Origin of the sequence: Microbulbifer sp. CAU 1566 (assembly GCF_023156515.1) — a bacterium.
Taxonomy (GTDB): Bacteria; Pseudomonadota; Gammaproteobacteria; order Pseudomonadales; family Cellvibrionaceae; genus Microbulbifer.
This window is the reverse complement of record NZ_JALNMG010000006.1, coordinates 328138-350490: the sequence shown is the minus strand read 5'-3', so window position 1 is coordinate 350490 and position 22353 is coordinate 328138. Positions and strand designations below refer to the sequence as shown.

20 protein-coding genes are annotated in these 22353 nt (G+C 60.3%); 9 read left to right on the top strand and 11 right to left on the bottom strand.

From position 1 onward, the window contains the following. The first annotated feature begins 21 nt into the window (after nucleotides 1-21). Nucleotides 22-2082, top strand: coding sequence for an ATP-binding protein (locus M0G74_RS15965; RefSeq protein ID WP_248219453.1), 2061 nt, complete (start codon nucleotides 22-24; stop codon nucleotides 2080-2082). Between the two features lie 159 nt (nucleotides 2083-2241). Beyond that, on the top strand, nucleotides 2242-2508 hold the full coding sequence (gene rpsT / locus M0G74_RS15960) for a 30S ribosomal protein S20 (RefSeq protein ID WP_160154518.1): 267 nt from the start codon (nucleotides 2242-2244) through the stop codon (nucleotides 2506-2508). Between the two features lie 128 nt (nucleotides 2509-2636). Here rpsT and proB read toward each other — a convergent pair whose 3' ends face one another. From proB to rplU, 4 genes are all read right to left on the bottom strand, one after another. After that, a complete protein-coding gene (gene proB / locus M0G74_RS15955) occupies nucleotides 2637-3773 on the bottom strand; it encodes a glutamate 5-kinase (protein ID WP_248219450.1) in 1137 nt (378 codons plus the stop codon). Nucleotides 3774-3830: 57 nt separating this feature from the next. Next, on the bottom strand, nucleotides 3831-5036 hold the full coding sequence (cgtA, locus tag M0G74_RS15950) for an Obg family GTPase CgtA (RefSeq protein WP_248219448.1): 1206 nt from the start codon (nucleotides 5034-5036) through the stop codon (nucleotides 3831-3833). Between the two features lie 121 nt (nucleotides 5037-5157). Further along, the gene (gene rpmA, locus M0G74_RS15945; protein WP_010132157.1) at nucleotides 5158-5415 is read right to left on the bottom strand and encodes a 50S ribosomal protein L27; all 258 of its coding nucleotides are present in this window, start codon (nucleotides 5413-5415) and stop codon (nucleotides 5158-5160) included. A gap of 31 nt (nucleotides 5416-5446) precedes the next feature. Continuing rightward, a complete protein-coding gene (rplU, locus tag M0G74_RS15940) occupies nucleotides 5447-5758 on the bottom strand; it encodes a 50S ribosomal protein L21 (RefSeq protein ID WP_160154521.1) in 312 nt (103 codons plus the stop codon). 296 nt (nucleotides 5759-6054) lie between these two features. On the opposite strand from rplU, the gene ispB reads away from it, so the two are divergent. Beyond that, the gene (gene ispB, locus M0G74_RS15935; RefSeq protein ID WP_248219446.1) at nucleotides 6055-7017 is read left to right on the top strand and encodes an octaprenyl diphosphate synthase; all 963 of its coding nucleotides are present in this window, start codon (nucleotides 6055-6057) and stop codon (nucleotides 7015-7017) included. 68 nt (nucleotides 7018-7085) lie between these two features. On the opposite strand, the gene M0G74_RS15930 is transcribed toward ispB, so the two are convergent. From M0G74_RS15930 to galU, 3 genes are all read right to left on the bottom strand, one after another. Continuing rightward, nucleotides 7086-7811, bottom strand: a complete 726-nt coding sequence (locus M0G74_RS15930; protein ID WP_248219443.1) for a hypothetical protein — start codon at nucleotides 7809-7811, stop codon at nucleotides 7086-7088. Between the two features lie 218 nt (nucleotides 7812-8029). Beyond that, nucleotides 8030-9379 (bottom strand): phosphomannomutase, encoded by a 1350-nt coding sequence (locus tag M0G74_RS15925; RefSeq protein WP_248219440.1) that lies wholly within the window; start codon nucleotides 9377-9379, stop codon nucleotides 8030-8032. Between the two features lies 1 nt (nucleotide 9380). Then, on the bottom strand, nucleotides 9381-10217 hold the full coding sequence (galU, locus tag M0G74_RS15920) for a UTP--glucose-1-phosphate uridylyltransferase GalU (protein ID WP_160154524.1): 837 nt from the start codon (nucleotides 10215-10217) through the stop codon (nucleotides 9381-9383). Between the two features lie 262 nt (nucleotides 10218-10479). Here galU and fabA point away from each other — a divergent pair, with 262 nt between their 5' ends. Together fabA and fabB are read left to right on the top strand one after the other, a co-directional pair. Further along, nucleotides 10480-11004 carry a 3-hydroxyacyl-[acyl-carrier-protein] dehydratase FabA gene (gene fabA, locus M0G74_RS15915; protein ID WP_105103213.1) on the top strand — a complete coding sequence of 175 codons (525 nt, stop codon included), beginning with the start codon at nucleotides 10480-10482 and terminating at the stop codon, nucleotides 11002-11004. Between the two features lie 76 nt (nucleotides 11005-11080). Further along, a complete protein-coding gene (gene fabB, locus M0G74_RS15910; protein WP_160154525.1) occupies nucleotides 11081-12304 on the top strand; it encodes a beta-ketoacyl-ACP synthase I in 1224 nt (407 codons plus the stop codon). Between the two features lie 111 nt (nucleotides 12305-12415). Here fabB and M0G74_RS15905 read toward each other — a convergent pair whose 3' ends face one another. The 4 genes from M0G74_RS15905 to M0G74_RS15890 all read right to left on the bottom strand — a co-directional run bounded on the left by M0G74_RS15905 (nucleotide 12416) and on the right by M0G74_RS15890 (nucleotide 16786). Beyond that, nucleotides 12416-13252, bottom strand: a complete 837-nt coding sequence (locus tag M0G74_RS15905) for a sugar nucleotide-binding protein (protein WP_248219438.1) — start codon at nucleotides 13250-13252, stop codon at nucleotides 12416-12418. 17 nt (nucleotides 13253-13269) lie between these two features. Next, nucleotides 13270-13848, bottom strand: coding sequence for a single-stranded DNA-binding protein (gene ssb, locus M0G74_RS15900; RefSeq protein ID WP_248219435.1), 579 nt, complete (start codon nucleotides 13846-13848; stop codon nucleotides 13270-13272). Nucleotides 13849-14083: 235 nt separating this feature from the next. Beyond that, a complete protein-coding gene (locus M0G74_RS15895) occupies nucleotides 14084-15256 on the bottom strand; it encodes an MFS transporter (protein ID WP_248219432.1) in 1173 nt (390 codons plus the stop codon). A 126-nt stretch (nucleotides 15257-15382) separates the two neighbouring features. Beyond that, the gene (locus M0G74_RS15890) at nucleotides 15383-16786 is read right to left on the bottom strand and encodes a mannose-1-phosphate guanylyltransferase/mannose-6-phosphate isomerase (protein ID WP_248219428.1); all 1404 of its coding nucleotides are present in this window, start codon (nucleotides 16784-16786) and stop codon (nucleotides 15383-15385) included. A gap of 151 nt (nucleotides 16787-16937) precedes the next feature. Between M0G74_RS15890 and uvrA the strand changes: the two genes are divergently transcribed. Genes uvrA through M0G74_RS15870 form a run of 4 tightly spaced genes read left to right on the top strand, consistent with a single transcriptional unit; the run spans nucleotide 16938 to nucleotide 22283 of the window. Beyond that, nucleotides 16938-19766, top strand: a complete 2829-nt coding sequence (gene uvrA, locus M0G74_RS15885; protein WP_248219427.1) for an excinuclease ABC subunit UvrA — start codon at nucleotides 16938-16940, stop codon at nucleotides 19764-19766. Nucleotides 19767-19819: 53 nt separating this feature from the next. Then, nucleotides 19820-20572, top strand: a complete 753-nt coding sequence (pxpA, locus tag M0G74_RS15880) for a 5-oxoprolinase subunit PxpA (protein ID WP_248219424.1) — start codon at nucleotides 19820-19822, stop codon at nucleotides 20570-20572. Further along, nucleotides 20563-21354 carry a 5-oxoprolinase subunit PxpB gene (pxpB, locus tag M0G74_RS15875; RefSeq protein ID WP_248219421.1) on the top strand — a complete coding sequence of 264 codons (792 nt, stop codon included), beginning with the start codon at nucleotides 20563-20565 and terminating at the stop codon, nucleotides 21352-21354. The genes pxpA and pxpB overlap by 10 nt, the downstream gene beginning before the upstream one ends. Then, the gene (locus M0G74_RS15870) at nucleotides 21351-22283 is read left to right on the top strand and encodes a biotin-dependent carboxyltransferase family protein (RefSeq protein ID WP_248219420.1); all 933 of its coding nucleotides are present in this window, start codon (nucleotides 21351-21353) and stop codon (nucleotides 22281-22283) included. The genes pxpB and M0G74_RS15870 overlap by 4 nt, the downstream gene beginning before the upstream one ends. Nucleotides 22284-22353 lie beyond the last annotated feature (70 nt).

Here is a 22353-nt window from a genome sequence, read left to right as displayed (position 1 = left end):
TCACCCATTGAAGCCTTCCCTGTGAAACTGCGCCGCCAACTCATACTGCTCAGCCTCTGCACCCTGGCCCTGCCCTGGGCGGGTTGCCAGTATCTGCGCCAGGTGGACAAGGCCCTGAGCCAGGGCCAGATGCAGACCCTGGAAGCCACCGGTAACGCCATTGCCGCACGCCTCGCCAGCGCCCCCGAGCTGATCGCACCGGACCCCAGGCGAACCGGCCGTCCACCGGGCGCCCAGCTGTACCTGAACCCCCTGCCCCAGGCGCCGGTACTGGACGGCTACGGAGAAGAGTGGCGGGGACTGGCATTGCCCCCGCGACAGCTCTTGGACCAAGACGGCAAGCCCCTGGCCCAGGTCACCCTGGGCAGAAATGGCAGCCAGATATACCTGCTGTTGACCGCCAAAGATCGCAGCCCCAGCTACCACGATCCCCGCAGTAGTGACATTTCCAGCGGCGACACGGTGCAGCTGTACACCGCCCGCCAGCAGTACACCCTGCCTGTCGCCAGCCAAGGCCCGGTGCGCGCCCTCTGGTACAACCCCCGCCGCGGCGAATACGAGCGCGAACTGCGCATTCGCGGGCGCTGGACCGCCGCCCCCCGGGGCTACCAGCTGGAGCTCTCCATGCCCTTCGACCTCACCGATGGCGAACTGGCGATCGCGGTGGAAGATCGTATCCGCAGCGACGGCGGAGAAGCAGCGCGCCACACCAGCACCCTGCCCGCAGACGGGCGCCCCGGCATACTGGTGGAGCCCCTGCGCGATCTGCAGCAGGAACTGAATCATTTCGCGCGCCCGGAGCTGCAGCTGACGGTGGTCGACAAAGAGGGGTTTGTACTGGCCAGCAGCGGCACTGACTTTGCCGAAGAGCGGGAAACGTCAGATTCTTCCGGCGAGCGCCACTGGCTGCTGGACTGGCTCTACCGCCAGATCCTCACTACCGACCAGTTACCGCCGCTACCGCGCCAGTACCCGGACTCCCTGACCCAAAACCGGGACACCGCCGGCCAGTGGTTCCGGGCAGCAGACGAAGCCAACGCCGGCGATGATCGCATCGGTGCGGTCAGCGTGCCGGTAGTCACCCGCGCCGACGACATTATCGAACGGCCGCTGTTGGGGCGGGTGATTGCGGCGCAGTCTGCCAGTGCCCTGCAATCCCTCACCGAGTCCGCCGCCCGGCGCCTGTGGCTAACCACCGCCGGTGCCGCCGGACTGGTGCTGTTACTGCTGCTCGGCTATGCCAGCTGGTTATCCTGGCGCATCCGGCGCCTGCACCGGGCCGCCCGAAACGCGGTGGATACGAGCGGCCGCCTGCGGGGAGACTTTCCACAACCCTTTGTTAACGACGAGCTGGGCGCCCTGAACCGGGCCTTCGCCAGCCTGCTGGCGGAGCTGGACCACTACCACCAGTACCTGCGCAGCCTGGCGGGCAAACTGTCCCACGAACTGCGTACTCCGCTGGCGGTGGTGCGCTCATCCCTGGACAACCTGAGCGCCGGCGAACTGGACAGCGACAGCCGACGCTACGCCGAGCGCGCGGCCGACGGCGGCGCGCGCCTGTCTTCCATCCTCAATGCCCTGTCGGCAGCAACACACCTGGAGGCCAGCATCAGCCAGGCGGAACGGGAGGACTTCGACCTCGCCGACCTGCTGCAGCTCCTGACCCAGAGCTACGCCGATGCCCACCCCCACCACAGGTTCGAGCTGCAGCAGACACCACCGCCGCCGGCACAGCTCCACTACCACGGTGCCCCGGAGCTGCTGGCACAGTTGCTGGACAAGCTGATCGACAACGCGGTGAGCTTTGCCCCCGACGGTAGCCAGATCACCGTCAGCGCCAGCGAGAGCAAGCGGGAATACCGGGTTTCCGTCAGCAATGACGGCCCCCTGTTGCCCGAGGGGTTCGGCCAGAAACTGTTCGACTCCCTGGTCTCTGTCCGCGATGACGGCGGCAAGGCCGGCCACCTGGGATTGGGACTGCATATCGCGCGGTTGATTGCGGATTTTCACGGTGGCCAGCTGAATGCAGCCAACCGGGAAGACCGCCAGGGAGTGACGTTTACCCTGACGCTTCCCCGCTAGCGCCCTGACGCTACATCGCTAGCAACGTCCGTGTCCGCAGCGGTCACAAACTGCTGGCGCAAGCGGTTGACAAACAACCAACGCTGGGGATAATGTCGCGTCCCAAACGGGCCCCCGGCCCGAAGTTCGAGTTTTATTGATTCCAGACAGGAGCAACCGGTGGCCAATTCACCTCAAGCGAAGAAACGCGCGCGCCAAAACGAAAAGCGCCGCAACCACAACGCCAGCCTGCGCTCCATGGTGCGCACCTACATCAAAAAGGTAGTTGCGGCCATCGATGCAGGTGATGCAGAAAAAGCCAAGACCGCCTACACCGCGGCAGTGCCGGTTATCGACCGCATGGCTGACAAAGGCATCATTCACAAAAACAAGGCTGCTCGTCATAAGAGCCGCCTGAACGCCCAGATCAAAAAGCTGGCGGCCTAAGCCGCTGCTTGTTCTGAGCATGAAAAAGCCCCGCCATGGCGGGGCTTTTTTGTGTCTGCTTATTTTGTGCCTGCTGATTCATACCTACCAGCTGGCGCCCGGTGATGCCTGACGCCCTGCGGGCAACCTCAGGAAAGCAGTATCAGATTATCCCGGTGAATCAGCTCATCGTCGTCCCGGTAACCCAGCAAATCGACAATTCGATCTGAGGGTTGACCGCAGATTTTCAGCGCCTCGGAACTATCGTAATTCACCAACCCCCGGGCAATTTCCTCGCCTGCCGCATTGATACAACTCACCAGCTCACCGCGGTGAAAACGCCCATCCATTTTCACCACCCCGACCGGCAACAGGCTTTTCCCCTGATTGCGCAGCGCCCGCTCGGCACCGGCGTCCAGATGCAGCCGGCCGCGCACCTGCAGCTGGCCCGCAAGCCAGCGCTTGCGCGCCGTCAGCGGATCCGCCTCCGGCAGCAGCAGGGTCCCCAGATCCTCACCGGCCACAACCCGCTCGATAACCAGGTCCGCACTGCCGCCGACAATGACCGTGCGCGCCCCGGAGCGCGCCGCCAGCTGGGCCGCGCGCACTTTGGTCGCCATTCCGCCGCGGCCGAGACCACTGCGGGAACCGCCCGCCATCGCCACCAGCCGGGGATCCGTCGCCGTTGCCTCGCGCACCAGCTCCGCCGCAGGATTGTCGCGGGGATCTTCAGTGAACAAGCCATCGGCATCGGTGAGAATCAACAGAACATCCGCCTCCACCAGATTGGCCACCAGGGCGCCCAGGGTGTCATTGTCGCCAAAGCGGATTTCGTCGGTGACCACCGTGTCATTTTCATTGATGATGGGCACCGCCCCCAGAGATAGCAGGGTCTTGAGGGTACTGCGGGCATTCAGGTAGCGGGTGCGGTTGGAGAGGTCGTCGTGATCCAGCAGGATCTGAGCGGTGCGGCAGTCGTACTGGCCAAAGGCATGCTCGTACACCTGCACCAGATGACTCTGGCCGATAGCGGCGGCCGCCTGCAGCTGGTGGATCGACTCCGGCCGCTTGCGCCAGCCGAGACGATCCATACCCGCAGCGACAGCGCCAGAGGATACCAGCAGCACCTCGATGCCCTGCCGACGCAGGGCACTGATCTGACCCGCCCAGTTCTGGATAGCCGCGCGGTTGACTCCGCGGCCATTATCGGTCAGCAGTGCGCTGCCAATTTTGATAACCCAGCGCTTGCTGGAAGAGAGTTGCTGGCGCGACGAGATAGAATCCATTTCTTCCTCTTGTAAAAACGCGCCTCAACAAAACAATCAACTAAAGAGACGCCTGATTCAGGGGCGATATTCTACATCCACGTCGTAGTCATCGTCGTCCCAATCTTCATCATCCTCGTCAGATTCTTTCGCCGCTTTGCGCTTGGCACGCTGTGCCTGGCGCTGCGCTTCGATGCGCTCCCGCGCCTCGCGCTGCATCTGCCGCTGAGCTTCCTGCTCGGCCTCGAACAGCTCACCATCCAGCTCTTCCTGATGCTTGACCTCTTCCAGGTAATCCATCAGCTGCCCGCTGAGTACATCGGTGCCCTCGCCGCGAATCGCCGCCACCCGGAACACCGGTCCCTGCCAACCAAGGGCATTCACGATGGACTGACAGCGCTCTTCCAGCTCGTCTGCCGGCACCAAGTCAGTCTTGTTCAGCACCAGCCAGCGCTCACGCCCGGCCAGGGTGGGACTGAAGGCTTCCAGCTCACGCTCGATCGCCAGCGCATTCTGCACCGGATCAGAACCGTCAAACGGCGCCAGATCCACCAGGTGCAGCAGTACCCGGCAGCGGGTAAGGTGCTTGAGGAAGCGGATACCCAGACCGGCACCTTCCGCCGCCCCTTCGATCAGACCAGGGATGTCCGCAATGACAAAGCTGCGATACTTCTGCACCTGCACCACACCCAGGTTCGGTACCAAGGTGGTAAAGGGGTAATTCGCCACTTTCGGCTTGGCCGCAGACACGGCGCGAATAAACGTGGATTTGCCCGCATTGGGCAGCCCCAGCATGCCCACGTCGGCCAGCACTTTCAGTTCCAACTTGAGGTTGCGGCTTTCACCCTCACTGCCGGGCGTGGTCTGACGCGGCGCGCGATTGGTACTGGACTTGAAGCGGGTATTACCCAGCCCGTGCCAGCCGCCCTGAGCTACCAGCAAACGCTCACCCGCCACCAGCAGATCCCCCAGGGTCTCCCCGGTATCCACATCAATGGCGGTGGTACCCACAGGCACCTTCAGCTCGAGCTCTTCACCTTTGGCACCGGTACAGTTGCGCCCGCGGCCGGGTTCACCACTTTGCGCGCGGTAATTCGGCTGGTAGCGGTAATCCACCAGGGTATTCAGTGACTCATCAGCCACCAGATACACGGAGCCGCCATCGCCGCCGTCACCGCCATCGGGACCACCCTTGGCGACAAATTTCTCGCGACGAAAGCTCAAACATCCCTTACCGCCGTTGCCGGCCTGCACCGAAATCGGCGCCTCATCTACAAATTTCATGGCTCTACTTACCGGGTTGACCGGTCTTCAGTGTAATTTGCCCAAGATCAATACAAAAAAAGGGGGCAAGATACAAAAAAGCCCCGCAATTGCGGGGCTTTTTATCGGACGCTATGACCGCTTAGGCTGTTTCGATGGAAACAAACTTGCGGTTATTGGCACCCTTGACCTCAAACTTCACTACGCCATCGGCAGTAGCGAACAGAGTGTGGTCTTTGCCCATACCAACGTTTACACCAGCGTGGAACTTGGTGCCACGCTGACGAACGATGATGCTGCCTGCAGAGACAGCTTGACCGCCAAAGCGCTTAACGCCCAGGCGTTTACTTTCAGAATCGCGCCCGTTGCGCGTACTACCGCCAGCTTTCTTATGTGCCATGAGTAGTTACTCCTCTTCTGTTACCTGGTGATTAGCCTTTGATGCCAGTGATTTTAACTTCGGTGTACCACTGACGGTGGCCCTGACGCTTCATGGAGTGCTTACGACGACGGAACTTGATGATTTTCACCTTCTCGCCGCGGCCGTGGCTCAGCACTTCTGCAGTCACTTTGGCACCTTCAACAACCGGCGCACCGATGTTGATAGCGTCGCCGTTCACAACCATCAGGACCTTATCGAAATCGATAGATTCACCGGTTGCTACTTCGATTTTTTCCAGGCGCAGAACTTCGCCTTCTTCTACACGGTGCTGTTTGCCACCGCTTTCAATAACTGCGTACATATTTCTATGCTCCAACAAAATGGACGACACGAAGCAGCGGCAGGCCAAACTAATGACCGGTTAGCCAGCATTTTGGGAGCTTGCGCCGTGTTGATTAACACTGTTTCCCCGACTCCGGCGGCTCCCATGAGGGATAGGCCCGGTTTGAGCGGGGCGCAGATTCTAATCAATTCGCACGATTGATACAATAGTGCGTTTTTCGGGCAGGCTGTCCCACTTCACGCCTTTCCGCCCGGGGCCAAAACCGCTAGGCTTGCCGCCCTGAGAGAAAATAAGCGCAGTATAAGGAACCCTGAATGTTGCCTTTCCACCAGGTAGCCGCCGACGATTTTGCGGCCGTCAATCAACGTATCATCGATCAACTGCATTCCGACGTTCCGCTGGTGGAGAACATTGGGCACTACCTGGTCGAGGCTGGGGGCAAGCGCCTGCGCCCGCTGCTGGTGCTGCTCTGCGCCCGCGCCGCCGGCTACCAGGGCGAGAACCACATAGACCTGGCCACCATCATCGAGTTCATCCACACCGCCACCCTGCTGCACGACGACGTGGTAGACACCTCGGATATGCGCCGCGGCCGCATCACCGCCAACGCCCAGTGGGGCAACGCGCCGGCGGTACTGGTGGGCGACTTCCTCTATTCCCGAGCCTTCCAGATGATGGTTGCCCTGAAGGATATGGACATCATGTCCATCCTCTCCGACACCACCAACACCATCGCCGAGGGCGAGGTACAGCAATTGGTGAATGCCGGTGATCCGGCGGTCACGGAAGCCAACTACCTTGCGGTTATCCACAAGAAGACCGGCGCTCTGTTTGAAGCCGCCTGCGAAACTGCCGCAGTACTGGCCGACTGCACGGAAGAACAGCGCCAGTCCCTCAAACTCTACGGCCGCCACCTCGGCTCCGCCTTCCAGCTGGTAGACGATGCCCTCGACTACCGCGGCAACTCCGAGGAGCTGGGCAAGAATGTGGGCGACGACCTGGCCGAAGGCAAGCCTACCCTGCCACTGATTTATGCGATGGCGAATGGCACTACAGAACAGGCCACACTGGTACGTGAAGCGATTGAACAGAAAAGCGCGGAGAAGCTCACAGAAATTGTTGCAGCAATTGAGGAGTGCGGTGCGCTGGACTACACCTTCGATCGCGCCAGAAAAGAAGTGGAACTCGCCCTGGAAAAACTGGAATTTTTGCCGGATGGTGAGCACAAGACTGCATTGCAGCAGTTAGCGGAATTTTCGATTCAGCGTAACAAATAGATCTCCCACTTTCCCGAGTGAAAAGAAAGCCCCGGAGCGATCCCGGGGCTTTTTTTTTGGGGGCCCTGTTAGAGAACCGCCCACATAATACCGATCAACCAAGGAGCGGCGAGCAAAACGGGCACCCGCCACGAAAAGACATAATTCTCGATAGCTCCAGAGGACTCCAGTTCCGCGTCAAGCTCAACGAGCAGTGCACGAGCATACACCGGTGCATTCGGCCCCCACATACTTAAGGTGGGTATAGGCGTTTTATCGAAATTCAGCCGAAACTCAATTTCTCTGCCCGATAGATCTCTATTTACGCTACCGTCCGGGGTCCCAGTGACAAATCGCCCCTGAATTTCTTGTGACGAACTCGATATCTGGATAATTTTTCCGCTATCCGCCAAACGTTGCATTGCGCGGTGTAACACTTCCCCACTATATCCGTAGAGCTGTCGCTCGGAGGACAGCCACACTCTTCCCTGACGAAGCAAAAACAAACCTACAATCGCAGCCAAAAACACGAATAACACAAAATTAAATTCTTCACCGCGAAATACGTAGGCTGACACTATCAACGCAATCTGGATGCGCACCAGGTCCACAGATACCGAAAAAACCCGACGACGCCGAAAGGACGCTGCCATCCATAAACTTATGCCCAGCATAATTATCGTGGGCAGAATTATCCCATCGAGTCCGCCCACAAATTCTAGAAAGCCGGGAATAAACAGCCCGGCGGAAACAAATCCACAAAAAACGACAAACAAAATAACCGGAAGAAACAATACAGAACGGATCGAATTCATGAATATTCTCGGATATAGAATGCACATCCAAGCTTAAACAACAAATAGGATTCTAGCGACAGGAGAGCCGAAACTGTTACAAAACTCACAGACTGCCACGTGAGAGTGAAAAATGGGAAAACTGCGGAAGATCGGTAGGACTTAACAGCGGAATTACTAAAAAGAAAAGAACAAGCGGAGAAACTGTGGGCGGGAAACGCCCACCCACAGTATCAATATCAACCGCGAATCAGGCCGAGTAACTCATCGGTCTTGGCCTTCATCAGAGTCTCATCCCCACGGGACTCGACATTCAGGCGCACAACCGGCTCGGTGTTGGACATGCGCAGGTTAAACCGCCAGTCGTCGAAGGCAATGCTCAGGCCGTCTACGTGCTCGACGCTGTTGGCACCAGCTGCATATTTTTCTTCTGCTGCGGCCAGCAGTGCTTTCGGGTCTGCCACTTTGGAGTTGATCTCGCCACTGCATGGGAAAGCGGCCATACGCTCACCCACCAGTTGTGACAGAGATTTGCCACTGCGGCTTACCAGCTCCGCCACCAGCAACCAGGGAATCATGCCACTGTCGCAGTAGGCGAAATCGCGGAAATAGTGGTGCGCGCTCATCTCGCCACCGTAGATGGCGTCTTCCTTGCGCATGCGCTCCTTGATGAAGGCATGGCCGGTTTTGCTCTGTACCGGCGCACCGCCCGCGGCCTTGACGATATCTTCGGTGTTCCAGGTCAGGCGTGGATCGTGCACCACATTGGCACCCGGGTGCTTCGCCAGGAAGGCTTCCGCCAGCAGGCCAACCACGTAATAGCCCTCGATGAACTCGCCGCTTTCGTCAAAGAAGAAACAGCGGTCGAAGTCGCCATCCCAAGCGATACCGAAGTCCGCACCGCTCTCGCGCACGGCGATGGCAGTAGACTCGCGGTTTTCCGGCAGGATCGGGTTGGGGATACCGTTGGGGAAGTTGCCATCTGGCTCGTGGTGTACGCGCACAAATTCGAACGGCAGGCTCGGCGCCAGCGCATCCACTACAGAGCCGGCACCACCGTTACCGGCGTTGACGACCAGCTTGAGCGGCTTCAGCTCGGACACATTGACATAGCCCAGCAGGTGCTTCACGAAATCGTCGCGGTGGGCAAAGGTGTGCAGTTCGCCACGCTTTTCCACTGCCGGGAAGTTGTTTTCTTCTGCCAGGCGCTTGATGTCGAGCAAACCGGTATCGCCACTGATGGGACGGGAGCCGGTGCGCACAAACTTCATGCCGTTGTAATCCATGGGGTTGTGGCTCGCGGTCACGCAGATGCCACCATCGAAGTCGCCGTGGAATGTGGAGAAGTAAATTTCCTCGGTGCCGCACTCGCCAATATGGAAAACATCGGCACCGGCGTCGCGCAGGCCGTTGGCCAGGGCATCGGTCAATTCACTGCTGGTGAGGCGGATATCATGACCCACCACAACGCGGCGGGCATCCAGAAACTGGGCAAACGCGCGGCCGACACGGTAGGCCACATCAACGTTCAGTTCGTCGGGCACACGGCCGCGAAGATCGTAGGCTTTAAAACAGGTTAATTCAGACATATCAGCCTTTTTCTCCGGGCAAATAAACATTTTGGTAAACGTGGTTGGTGGCTTCGATAAAGCCGTCGACGGAGCCGCAGTCAAAACGGCGACCCTTGAATTTATACGCAAGAACGCAACCGCGTTGAGCCTGCGTCAGCAGCGCATCGGTAATCTGCACCTCGCCATTTTTTCCTGGCGGGGTCTCGCGGATCAGGTCGAATATATCCGGCGTCAGAATATAGCGACCAATGATCGCCATATTGCTCGGCGCCTCTTCCGCCTTGGGCTTTTCCACCATGTCCGTGACCTGGTACAGGCCCGGCTTGATTTCATTGCCGGCAATTACGCCAAATTTGTGAATCTGGTCCTCGGGCACTTCTTCTACCGCCACAATACTGCAACGGAATTGCTTGTAGAGTTGCACCATCTGGCCGAGAACACCCAGCTCTTCATTCAGGCACAGGTCGTCCGCGAGCACTACCGCAAACGCCTCGTCGCCGATAAGACGCTGCCCCTGCAGGATGGCATCGCCAAGCCCGCGCATCTCGCCCTGGCGGGTATAGGAGAAACTGGCGGTATCGATCACCTCGCGCACAGAGTCGAGGTAGCGTTCCTTGCCGGTACCGGCGATCTGGTGCTCCAGCTCAAAGTTGGTATCAAAATGGTCTTCAATAGCGCGTTTGCCGCGCCCGGTGACGAAGCCGATCTCGGTAAGGCCGGCCTCGATGGCCTCCTCTACCCCGTATTGCACCAACGGCTTGTTCACCAGAGGCAACATTTCTTTGGGCATTGCCTTGGTTGCCGGCAGGAAGCGGGTTCCGTACCCGGCCACCGGAAAAAGACATTTTTTGAGCATTGCTCCCCCTCATTAAAATACTGAATCGGCGCTCTCCGGCGCCGAATTTCAGCAACTTATCACAAAAATGAGGCAAGAATCAGTCCAGCCTGAAGACCGGCGGCCAGAGCCGCCCAAAGCCCGACGTTTCGCGCTATACACAGAGGGTCAAGGGTTAATTGAGACAATTCCAGTCACAAAAAGGCTTATGACCGACTGGACAAGCTATCCTTAGCCCTTAGAATGCCGGCTCGTGTAAAGAATGCCCAAAATCGGGGACCCAATGAGTAATTTCGTTCAAAAAAGCAGCTACACCCGCGAAGAACTTCTGGCCTGTGGCCGCGGTGAAATGTTCGGCCCGGGCAATGCCCAGCTGCCCGCCCCCAACATGCTGATGCTGGATCGCATCACCCATATTGCCAAAGACGGCGGTGAGTTCGGCAAAGGGGAGCTGATTGCCGAACTGGATATCACTCCGGACCTGTGGTTCTTCGACTGCCACTTCCCCGGCGATCCGGTCATGCCCGGCTGCCTTGGCCTCGACGCCATGTGGCAGTTGCTGGGTTACTTCCTGGCGTGGAAAGGCAACCCCGGCCGCGGTCGCGCCCTCGGTTGTGGCGAGGTGAAGTTCACCGGCCAGATTCTACCGACCAACAAGAAAGTCACTTACCATATCCAGATGAGCCGCCTGGTAGAGCGCAAGCTGGTGATGGGTATTGGCAATGGCTCTGTATCTGTTGACGGTCGCGAGATTTACACTGCCAAGGATCTGCGCGTTGGCTTGTTTACCCGTACAGACAACTTTTAATCCGTCTGTCGGTCAAACAAGACACTGTCATATAAAAAAATAACAATTCACTCTATACGTTTTATTGGAGATCACTATGCGCCGGGTAGTCATTACCGGAATGGGCATCACTTCCTGCATCGGCAACAATACCGAGGAAGTGCTGGCCTCCCTGAAAGCCGGCCGCAGCGGCATCCGTTACATGGATGAGTACGCCGAGCTGGGTCTGCGCAGCCAGATCGCCGGTGTCGTCGATATCGATTTCAAGGAACACATCGACCGCAAGCACCTGCGCTTCATGGGCGATTCCGCCGCTTACGCCTACGTTTCCATGGCCGAAGCCATCAAAATGGCCGGCCTCGAAGAGTCAGAAATCTCCAACCCACGCACCGGTCTGGTCATGGGCTCTGGCGGCACCTCCACCGCGGCGATCATTGAATCTGCGAATATCCTCAAAACCAAGGGTGTTCGTCGCGTCGGCGCCTACCGCGTGCCCCAGGTGATGGGCAGCACCGTATCCGCGTGTCTTGCCACCCCGTTCAAGATCAAGGGCGTGAACTACTCCATCTCCTCGGCCTGCGCCACCTCGGCGCACTGCATCGGCAACGGTGCCGAGCTGATCCAGATGGGTAAACAGGACATCGTATTTGCCGGCGGCGGTGAGGAACTGGCCTGGAGTCTGACCCACCTGTTTGACGCCATGGGTGCCCTCTCCTCCAAGTACAACGATGCCCCGACCACCGCTTCCCGCCCCTATGACGCCAATCGCGACGGTTTCGTAATTGCCGGCGGTGGCGGCTGTGTGGTTCTGGAAGAGTACGAGCACGCCAAAGCCCGTGGAGCCAACATCATCGCCGAACTGGTGGGCTACGGTGCCACCTCTGACGGTTATGACATGGTGGCCCCCAGCGGTGAAGGCGCGGCACGCTGTATGCAGCAGGCGCTGGCAGGTATGGACGGCAAGGGCCTCGAAGGCGGTGTGGACTACATCAACACCCACGGCACCTCCACCCCGGTAGGTGACGTCGCTGAACTGCGTGCAATGAAAGAAGTGTTCGGCGACAAAGTGCCGGCATTCGCCTCCACCAAGTCCCTCACCGGTCACTCCCTGGGCGCCGCCGGCGTACAGGAAGCGATTTACAGCCTGCTGATGATGCAGAATGGCTTTATCGCCGCCTCTGCCAACGTGGAAACCGTGGACGAAGCGGCCGAAGGCCTCGACCTGGTGACCGAGCTGCGTGAGACCGAAGTGCGCCGTGCACTGTCCAACAGCTTCGGCTTCGGTGGCACCAACGCCAGCCTGATCTTCGACAAGGTATAAGCGTTAAAGGTGTAGGAGCTGGAAGGTTTAAGATCGAACAGACTTAGACCACACCAATAAAAAAGGCGAACTGCACGCAGTTCGCCTTTTTTATTGGGCACAAATTGCGTTTCAGCCTTCCGCTTTCTGCAATCGCTCCAGCCACAATTCCACCTGCCGCGTCAGCCCCTGGCGCCAACTGCGCTGCTGTATACCGAACACATCCCGCAGTTTTTCGCAGGCCAGTACCGACGAGTGGTCTGCCGCTGCCGGCGACAAGGCCAGCAGCTCAGCGGCGAAATCTTCGCCATACAAAGACTGCACCCGATCCACCACCTCACGACCGAAGTCCATCGCGGTACAGGTATCCGCAGAACCAAAATGGTAAACACCGGAGCGGGGGGCACCACTGGCAAGCTGCTGGGTCACCGCCACCACAACCCGCACCAAATCGGAAACCGTCACCGGATTACCCCGAGTGACGTCGTCCAGCACGATCGGCTTACTCTGTAGCAGGCCGGAGACAATCCGCCCCAACAGGGCCCGCTCGCTGCGGTCCACTTTCCAGCCGAGGCGCAGGATGCTGGTATTTTCCAGTGCACCCAGGCGCTGCTCACAGTAGAGCCACTCACGGCCGCTCTCTGTGTCGGGGCTTGGCTCGTCGTCCTCATGGATTTTCTTGCGCACACCGCCGCCAAATACGGCGTAGGAAGACAGGTGCAACAGCGCAGTGTACGAGACCTGCGCCAATGCGTCACAGACATCGCGGGCCAGCTCCTTGCGGGCACTGCCGGCACAGCTGGCCGCGTTGATCACCAGCGCCCCCGCCCGCACCTGCGACACCTGCTCCGGACCCAGTAACTGAACCCGGAAGCCCACGCGTTGCAAGCCCTTTTGCAAGGCACTGTCGATGGCGTTGCCGGCGCCGATCAGGGCGACCGTATCCGGCTGGTAGCCTGTGTGATGCATGGAAGTGAAGACTCGCCTTAGAACGGAATATCGTCGTCGAAGCTGTTATCGAAACCACCGGCCGGCGACTGATTGCCCGCTGGCTTGTTGGCCGGCTGCTGGGATGGGGCCATCGGAGACGGCGTGGAACGGCCCTGGGAAAACTCGTCCTGATAGCCGCCGCCCTGGTTAAAACCACCACCCTGCTGACCTTGCTGGCCTTGCTGGGAGTAGCCACCCTGGCCGCCCTGCTGGTAGCCGCCGCTACCCTGTTCACCGCGGCCATCCAGCATCTGCATTTCGCTGGCGACGATTTCGGTGGTGTAACGGTCCTGGCCGGACTGCTTGTCCTGCCACTTGCGGGTACGCAGTGAGCCTTCCAGGTATACCTTGCTGCCTTTGCGCAGGTATTCACCGGCGATTTCAGCCAGGCGGTTGAAGAACACCACGCGGTGCCATTCGGTGCGCTCTTGGTTCTGGCCCGTCTGCTTGTCTTTCCAGGTTTCAGAAGTCGCCAGGGTTACATTGGTGACTGCGCCGCCACTGGGGAGGTAGCGGGTTTCCGGGTCGCCGCCCAGGTTACCAATCAGAATTACTTTGTTTACGCCCCTGGCCATATGCCTCTCCTCTCGGTCGGTCCTCTATATGCGGTATACGCATACGGACCTGCTCAATGTTTGGATTTAATGAAAGTTTTACTGAAATTCAGAATCGGAAAGCGGCGCGGAGGCTTGCCCCGGACGTCCCCTGAGTCACTCAGGAATATCGCCGAGCAGGCTGCCCGCACCGCTTACAGTGTATTTTTATCCAGCAGCATACAACACTCGCCCGGGGGCCGTCACCGCCGGTGTATCAGACGCTGGCAAGCGGTACCCGGGTGCCACGCATCTGCCACCAGGCCAGCGACCAGAGCACCAAAACGCCCAGTGCCAGGGTCGCTACAGTGCCCGCGCCGCCGCTCCCGTAAACCACTCCACCGAGGCTTCCGCCGGCAAATGCCCCCAGGAACTGCAGGGTGGCGTAAAGACCGGTCGCTGCGCCGCGGCACTCCGCCGGTGCCACTCGGGTCAGCTGGGCCGGCAGCAGCGCTTCCAGCAAGTTGAAGGCGAGGAAAAATACTCCCAGACAAACGATGACCCAGGCTCCGTGTACCTGCGGCATCAGCGCCACGCCGCCAAAAATCAGCCCCAGCAGGGCCAGGCGCATGGCTGCCGGCACCTTGTGACGCTTCTCCGCCATTCGCATCAGCGGCACCATAAAAATGAAAGCGCCCAGCATCAGCGGGCCGTAGAGCTTCCAGTGCTGGTCACTGGGGAGGTGCAACTGATCTACCAGTAGCAGCGGTAGGGGTACGAACATCATGGTCAACAGCAGGTGCAGGAAGAAGACACCGCACACCAGCCGCCACACATCGCCCTGGGCCAGCAGGCGGGAAAAGTCGCCCCGCTGCGGCCCGCGGCGCTCAGCCACCGGCGGGTTCGGCACCAGTCGCCACACCAGCAATATACCCAGTAGCGCCAGCAGCGCAGTCAGCCAGAAAATGGCCGAGAGACCGCCAAAACCGGCGACCAGAGGCCCCAGTACCACGGCGAGTACAAAGGCAACACCGATGGAGGCTCCGATCACCGCCATGGCTTTGCCACGGTTCTCATCCCGGGTCAAATCCGCCGCCAGTGCCATGGTGGCCGCGGCAATGGCGCCGGCGCCCTGGAGAATCCGCCCGGCGATCAATCCGTAAACCGAATCGGTGAGCGCGGCCACCACACTGCCGAAGGCAAATACCAGCAACCCCACAAAGATGACCGGCTTGCGCCCCCAGCGATCGCTCAGCACCCCCAGCGGAATCTGCAGAAGTGCCTGGCTGAGCCCGTAAGCCCCCAGCGCCAGGCCCAGCAGTGCCGGCGTGCTGCCCTGATAGTCGGCGCCATAGAGCGACAGCACCGGCAGCACCATAAACAGGCCCAGCATGCGGAAAACATAAAGGGAGGCGAGGCCGGCAAGGGCGCGGCGTTCAGTGGAGTTCATGCGGAGGTTCCGGACACAGCGAAAAACGGAGCGCATTGTAGCAGCCGCGGCAGCGGAGGTTGATCCCCCGCCACCTAAGGGCCAAATAGCGCCAGGCTATGGCGATACGACGGTCAACAGCAGCCGTCAATTGCGCCCGTACTGGTCCTCGAAGCGCACAATATCGTCCTCTCCAAGATAGCTGCCGGATTGCACTTCAATCAGCTCCAGAGGAATAGAGCCCGGATTTTCGAGGCGATGTACCACCCCCAGCGGGATAAAGGTGGACTCGTTCTCGGTCAGCAGCAGCTGGTCGTCACCGCGGGTCACCATGGCGGTACCGCGCACGACTATCCAGTGCTCGGCGCGGTGATGGTGCATCTGCAGAGACAACTGGCAACCGGGTTTGACCACAATGCGCTTGACCTGGAAGCGCGGCCCGGCGTCGATGGAATCGTAGTAACCCCAGGGGCGGAACACCTTGCGGTGGTTTTCCGCCTCGCTGCGCGCGCTCTGCTTCAGGCGCTGCACCAGTTTCTTGACCTCCTGCACCCGGCTCTTGTCCGCCACCATCAGGGCGTCGTCGGTGTCGACCACCACCAGGTCCTTTACACCGAGGATTCCGACGAGGCGGTCACCGCCGTGTACCAGACAGCCGCTGGCGTCTTCGGCCAGCACATCGCCGCGCAACAGGTTGTCGTTTTCATCCCGCTCCGCCAGTTCCCACAGGGCCGACCAAGAACCGACATCGCTCCAGCCCGCCTGCATGGGAATAACCGCGGCGGCTTCGGTTTTTTCCATTACCGCGTAGTCAACAGAATCCGACGGACACTGCCCGAAGGCCTCGGCGTCGATGCGGGTGAAGTCCAGATCCCGCGCGGCCCCACTATAGGCTTCGCGACAGGCACTGAGAATTTCCGGGTGATGCAGCGCCAACTCTTCCAGATAGCGACTGGCGCGGAACAGGAACATGCCGCTGTTCCAGTTGTACTGGCCACTGGCCAGATAGCCTTCCGCAGTTGCCTGATCCGGCTTTTCCACAAACTCCGCCACTTTCCAGCCGGAGGCCAGGGAATCGCCACTGCGGATGTAGCCGTAGCCGGTCTCGGCACGGGTGGGCACTATGCCGAAAGTGACCAGATGACCATTTTCGGCCAGCTCAGTGGCGGCGATCACAGCCTGCTGGAAGGCAGTGGTATCGGCCACCACATGATCTGCCGGCAATACCAGCAACAGGGGATCCTCACCCTTCTCCACCGCAGCCAGCGCTGCCAGGGCAATGGCAGGGGCGGTATTGCGCGCACAGGGTTCCAGCAGGATGGACTGGGCCGCGCGATCAATTTCCTGCAACTGTTCGGCAGCGGCGAAGCGATGATTCTCGTTGCACACCAGGATCGGCGCCTGCACCGCAGGCAAGCCACTCAGGCGCAGCGCCGTGGCCTGCAGCATGGTCTGGCTGCCGGCGAGGGACAGGAATTGTTTCGGATAGGCTTCGCGGGACAGCGGCCACAGGCGCGAGCCGGTGCCACCACAGAGAATGACGGGGATCATGATTTCCGGGTCCAGACTGGGTTATTCAATTCAGGTTATTCGTATTCAAAGCAGGGGGAATTTTGGCACACTCCCGCACCGGATTATACTTGACCGTTTTCTCCCGCCCGGTTCGCCGGCGGCGACGCCCGTCTAAAACACAGGACAACTTGTGGATACGATTTACGTACGGGGTGCCCGCACCCACAACCTGAAGAATATCGACCTGGATATTCCCCGCGACAAACTTATCGTGATCACCGGACTCTCCGGCTCTGGTAAGTCCTCACTCGCGTTCGACACCCTGTACGCCGAGGGCCAGCGCCGCTACGTGGAGTCCCTCTCCACCTATGCGCGCCAGTTCCTGTCGATGATGGAAAAGCCCGACGTGGACACCGTGGAAGGCCTGTCACCGGCCATTTCCATCGAGCAGAAATCCACCTCCCACAACCCCCGCTCCACCGTCGGTACCATCACCGAGATTTACGACTACCTGCGCCTGTTGTTCGCCCGCGTCGGCGAGCCGCGCTGCCCGGAACACCACGAGCCGCTGCAGGCGCAGACGGTCAGCCAGATGGTGGACCAGGTACTGGCGCTGCCGGAGGGCACCAAAATCATGCTGCTGGCGCCGGTGGTGCGCGACCGCAAGGGTGAACACCTGCACGTGTTCGAGCAGCTGCGGCGGGACGGCTTTGTGCGCGCGCGTATCGACGGCACCGTATGCGACCTGGACGACACCCCCAAGCTGGATAAACGCAAGAAACATACCATCGAGGTGGTGGTCGACCGCTTCAAGGTGCGCGACGATCTGCAGTTGCGGCTGGCGGAGTCTTTTGAGACAGCACTGAACCTCACCGATGGCATCGCGTCGATCAGTTACATGGATGGCGGGAAAGATGACCACCTTTTCTCCGCCCGCCATGCCTGCCCGGTATGTGATTACTCACTGGACGAGCTGGAGCCGCGCCTCTTCTCGTTCAACAACCCCGCCGGTGCCTGCCCCGCCTGTGACGGCCTGGGCGTGAAGCAGTTCTTCGATGAAGACAAGGTGATCCTGGACCCGGGGAGCAGTATTTCCGAAGGTGCCATCCGCGGCTGGGACAGACGCAATATCTACTACTACCACATGCTCACCTCCCTGGCGGAGCACTTCGATTTCGATATCGACAAGCCGTGGCAGAAACTGCGCAAACGCGATCGTGAGGTCATTCTGCACGGCAGCGGCGATACCCCGGTGGACTTCAGCTATGTCAACGACCGCGGCGACGTCACCATCCGCCGCCACACCTTCGAGGGCATCATCCCCAACTTCCAGCGCCGCTACCGGGACACCGAATCCCAGTCGGTGCGCGAGGAGCTGGCGAAATACCTGAGCACCCAGAAGTGCCCGGACTGTGCAGGTACCCGCCTGCGCCGGGAAGCGCGCAATGTGTTTGTGGACAACCGCACCCTGGCGCAGATCACCGAGCTGCCGGTGGGCGATGCCTTTGAGTACTTCGCCAACCAGCTGCAATTCAAGGGCGCGCAGAAAGAGATTGCCGACAAGATTCTCAAGGAGCTGCGCGACCGCTTCCGCTTCCTGGTGGATGTGGGCCTCAACTACCTGACACTAAACCGCAGTGCCGAAACCCTGTCCGGTGGTGAAGCCCAGCGCATCCGTCTGGCCAGCCAGATTGGCGCCGGTCTTGTGGGTGTGATGTACATTCTCGACGAGCCCTCCATCGGCCTGCACCAGCGGGACAACGAGCGCCTGCTGAATACCCTCACCCACCTGCGGGACATCGGCAACACTGTGATCGTGGTCGAACACGACGAGGACGCGATCCGCGCGGCGGACTTCCTGATCGATATCGGCCCCGGCGCCGGTGTGCACGGTGGCGAAGTGGTCGCTGCCGGCACCCACGAACAGGTGGCCAGTTGCGAGCGCTCACTTACCGGCCAGTACCTGTCCGGCAAGAAACAGATCAAGATTCCGGAAAAGCGCATTGCCGCCTCCGCAGAGGTGTTGAAGATCGCCGGCGCCACCGGCAACAACCTGAAAAATGTCGACCTGGAAATCCCGGTGGGGCTGTTTACCTGTGTCACCGGCGTTTCCGGTTCCGGTAAATCCACCCTGATCAACACCACCCTGTATCCGCTCGCGGCCACCGCGCTGAACAAGGCCACCACCCTCAAGGCATCGCCGCACAAGGCGATCGAGGGACTGGATCATTTCGACAAATGCGTGGATATCGACCAGAGCCCCATCGGTCGCACCCCGCGCTCTAATCCCGCCACCTATACCGGAATCTTTACCCCCATTCGCGAACTGTTTTCCGGCACCCAGGAGGCGCGCTCCCGCGGCTACAAGCCCGGTCGCTTCAGCTTCAACGTAAAAGGCGGCCGCTGTGAGGCCTGCCAGGGCGACGGTGTGATCAAGGTGGAAATGCACTTTCTGCCGGACATCTACGTGCCCTGTGATACCTGCAAGGGCAAGCGCTACAACCGCGAAACCCTGGAAGTGCAGTACAAGGGCAAGAGCATCCACGAGGTGCTGGAAATGACCGTGGAAGACGCGCGGGAGTTTTTTGACCCGGTGCCTTCCATTGCGAAAAAACTGCAGACACTGATGGACGTGGGTCTTTCCTACATCAAGCTTGGGCAGGCCGCGACCACGCTGTCCGGTGGTGAAGCCCAGCGGGTAAAGCTGTCCCGCGAGCTGTCCAAGCGCGATACCGGCCAGACCCTGTATATCCTCGACGAGCCCACTACCGGCCTGCACTTTGCCGACATCCAGTTGCTGCTGGATGTACTGCACCGACTGCGCGACCACGGCAATACCATTGTGGTGATCGAGCACAACCTGGACGTCATCAAGACCGCAGACTGGATTGTGGATCTGGGCCCCGAGGGCGGTTCCGGCGGCGGCGAGATTATTGCCACAGGTACGCCGGAACAGGTGGCCAAGGTGAAGGGGTCCCACACCGGGCGCTTTCTTAAATCGATGCTGAAAAGCCGGTAACTTGTCCACAGGAAAATCCAACCATATGGGCTAGCCGGCACGGAGGGCCGCCGATGACCAGCGTCGATATCAATTGTGACCTGGGGGAAGGTGAAACCGCGGAAGACTGCGCGCGCGATGCGCGCATCATGCCGTTTATTTCCCGCTGCAACATTGCCTGCGGCGGCCATGCCGGCAATGCCACCACCATGGCGCTGTCGCTGCAAAATGCACGCGCAACCGGTATCGCCGCCGGTGCCCACCCGGGCTATCCAGACAAGGAAAATTTCGGCCGCCGCTCCCTGTCCATGCCTCGCCAGGATCTGCTTTGCTCCGTGCGTGAGCAGATACTCGCACTGCAGACCATCGCGGAACATGAGCGGGTAACTCTCAGCCACATCAAATTACACGGGGCCCTCTATAACGACGCCGAAGCGGATGAGGAGCTCGCCGAAGACCTGGTGCAACTGATTGCCCGGGAATTCAGCAACCTCCAGATTCTCGCCCTGGCCAACGCCGCAATGGAGCGGGTCGCAAAGAAATACCGGCACCCGGTACTGCGTGAAGGTTTTATGGATAGGCGCTACCTGAACGATCACCAGCTTGCCCCCCGCAGTATGCCCGGATCGGTGATGTCATCGTTCGACGAATGCCTGGCACAGGTCCTGGCTCTATCCACCGGCCAACCCTTCTTATCGATCGAGAAAAAACCACTGCAGTTTTCCGTCGACAGTATCTGCCTGCACGGCGACAACCCGCGGGCAGAATCGATTGCGCAGGATCTGCAACAGGAACTGCTGCGCGCCGGAATCCGGCTATGCCAATAACCAGCGCCTTCGAATTGCAGCCCAACGGTGATGCCGCACTGGACATCCGCTTTGCGGAAGCACCCGGCGAGCCCCTGAGCGAACGGATAATTGCCCTCGCCCAGGTAATCGAATCGGCATCCCTCCCCGCGGTTACCGAACTGGTGCCCGCCTATCAGTGCCTTACGGTGTGCTTCGACCCGCTGCGACTGCTGCCCGCGGATCCCGCTGACCGTCCCGCGTCCTCCGGCACCGATACCCTGATAGCAATGCTGCGAGCGCTGACCGAGGAAACCCTGAGCCGCGCACAACCGGCGCAGGGCCCCCGTACACTGATCCGGATACCCGTGTGCTACGACAGTGACTTTGCGCCTGATATGCCCGCCGTCTGCGCCCAGTCCGGGCTCAGTAAAAGCGAGGTGATTACCCGCCACACTGCGCCGCGTTACCTGGTGCATATGCTCGGGTTTACCCCGGGGTTTCTCTATCTGGGGGGACTGGACCCACAGCTGCACTGCCCGCGCAAGGCGCGCCCCGAGCTCAAGGTGGCCGCGGGCTCGGTGGGTATCGGTGGTGCCCAGACCGGCATTTATCCACAGGCGACCCCCGGTGGCTGGCAGGTGATCGGCCGCACCCCGCTTGCGCTGTTCCGCCCACGACAGGAAACGCCGTTTATCGCCCGTCCCCTCGACCGGGTTCAGTTTGTGGCGATTACGGCAGAACAGTTTGCGGAGATGGATCCACTGGCCACTCCAGTGTGTGTACCGTTGGTGAATACCACGAGTTCGGAGGGCGCGCGATGAGCCTGCTTATCATTAAGCCGGGTTTGCAGACCACGGTTCAGGACGGCGGACGACCGGGAAACCTGCGCTGGGGACTCGCCTGCGGCGGTGCAGCAGATACGTTTGCGATGCACCTGGGCAACCTGCTGCTCGGAAACCCGCCCTCACACCCCTGTCTCGAGGTGGCGGTGACAGGCCCGGAAATCGAATTCACCGCGGATGTCACCATCTCGGTGACCGGCGCACGCTTTGATCTGTTCCATAACGACAAGGCGGCCGACAACGACCAGGTACTGGCAATGCGCAGTGGCGACCGGCTCCGTTTCGGCGCGCTGCGGTCGGGGGTCCGAGCCTATATCGCACTCGCCGCAGATATGGACCTTGCGCCCATGTTCAACAGCCTTTCCACCCATATGATTGCGGGCTTCGGCGGAATGCGCGGGCGCGCACTGCAGGCGGGCGATCGACTGCCCCTGCGCCACAGTCGCATAGCGCCAACCCGGGCACTACCCGGGGAGTACCGCCTGGATTACCGCGCCCGACCCCTGCTGCGTGTGCTGCCGGGCCTGGAGGCCCAGTATTTTTCCAGCGATGCACTGGCGCAGTTTTACCAGGGCGGTTTTACCGTTTCACCGCAGAGCAACCGCATGGGTATACGCCTGCAGGGGAGTCCACTCCCCCTGCAAAACATGCCCCAGCAGATTTCCTCCGGCCTGTGCCCCGGCACAGTACAGGTACCCCCCAATGGCCTGCCCATTGTCAGTTTTGTCGAGGGCCAGACCATCGGCGGCTACCCGCGCATCGCGCACGTCATCAGTGCAGACCTGCACCGGCTGGGACAGTTGGCGCCCGGTGCGCGCCTGGACTTTGAAGCCGTCGACCTCAACACCGCCCACCAAATCCTCCGGGACAAGTCGCGACTGCTGGCGGAACTTGATTCCCGGCTGTAACCCGCGAACTGGCGACGGCGGAAAGCTGGGTATCTGAACGCCATCCCCGGATCCTTATATCTCCCGCATC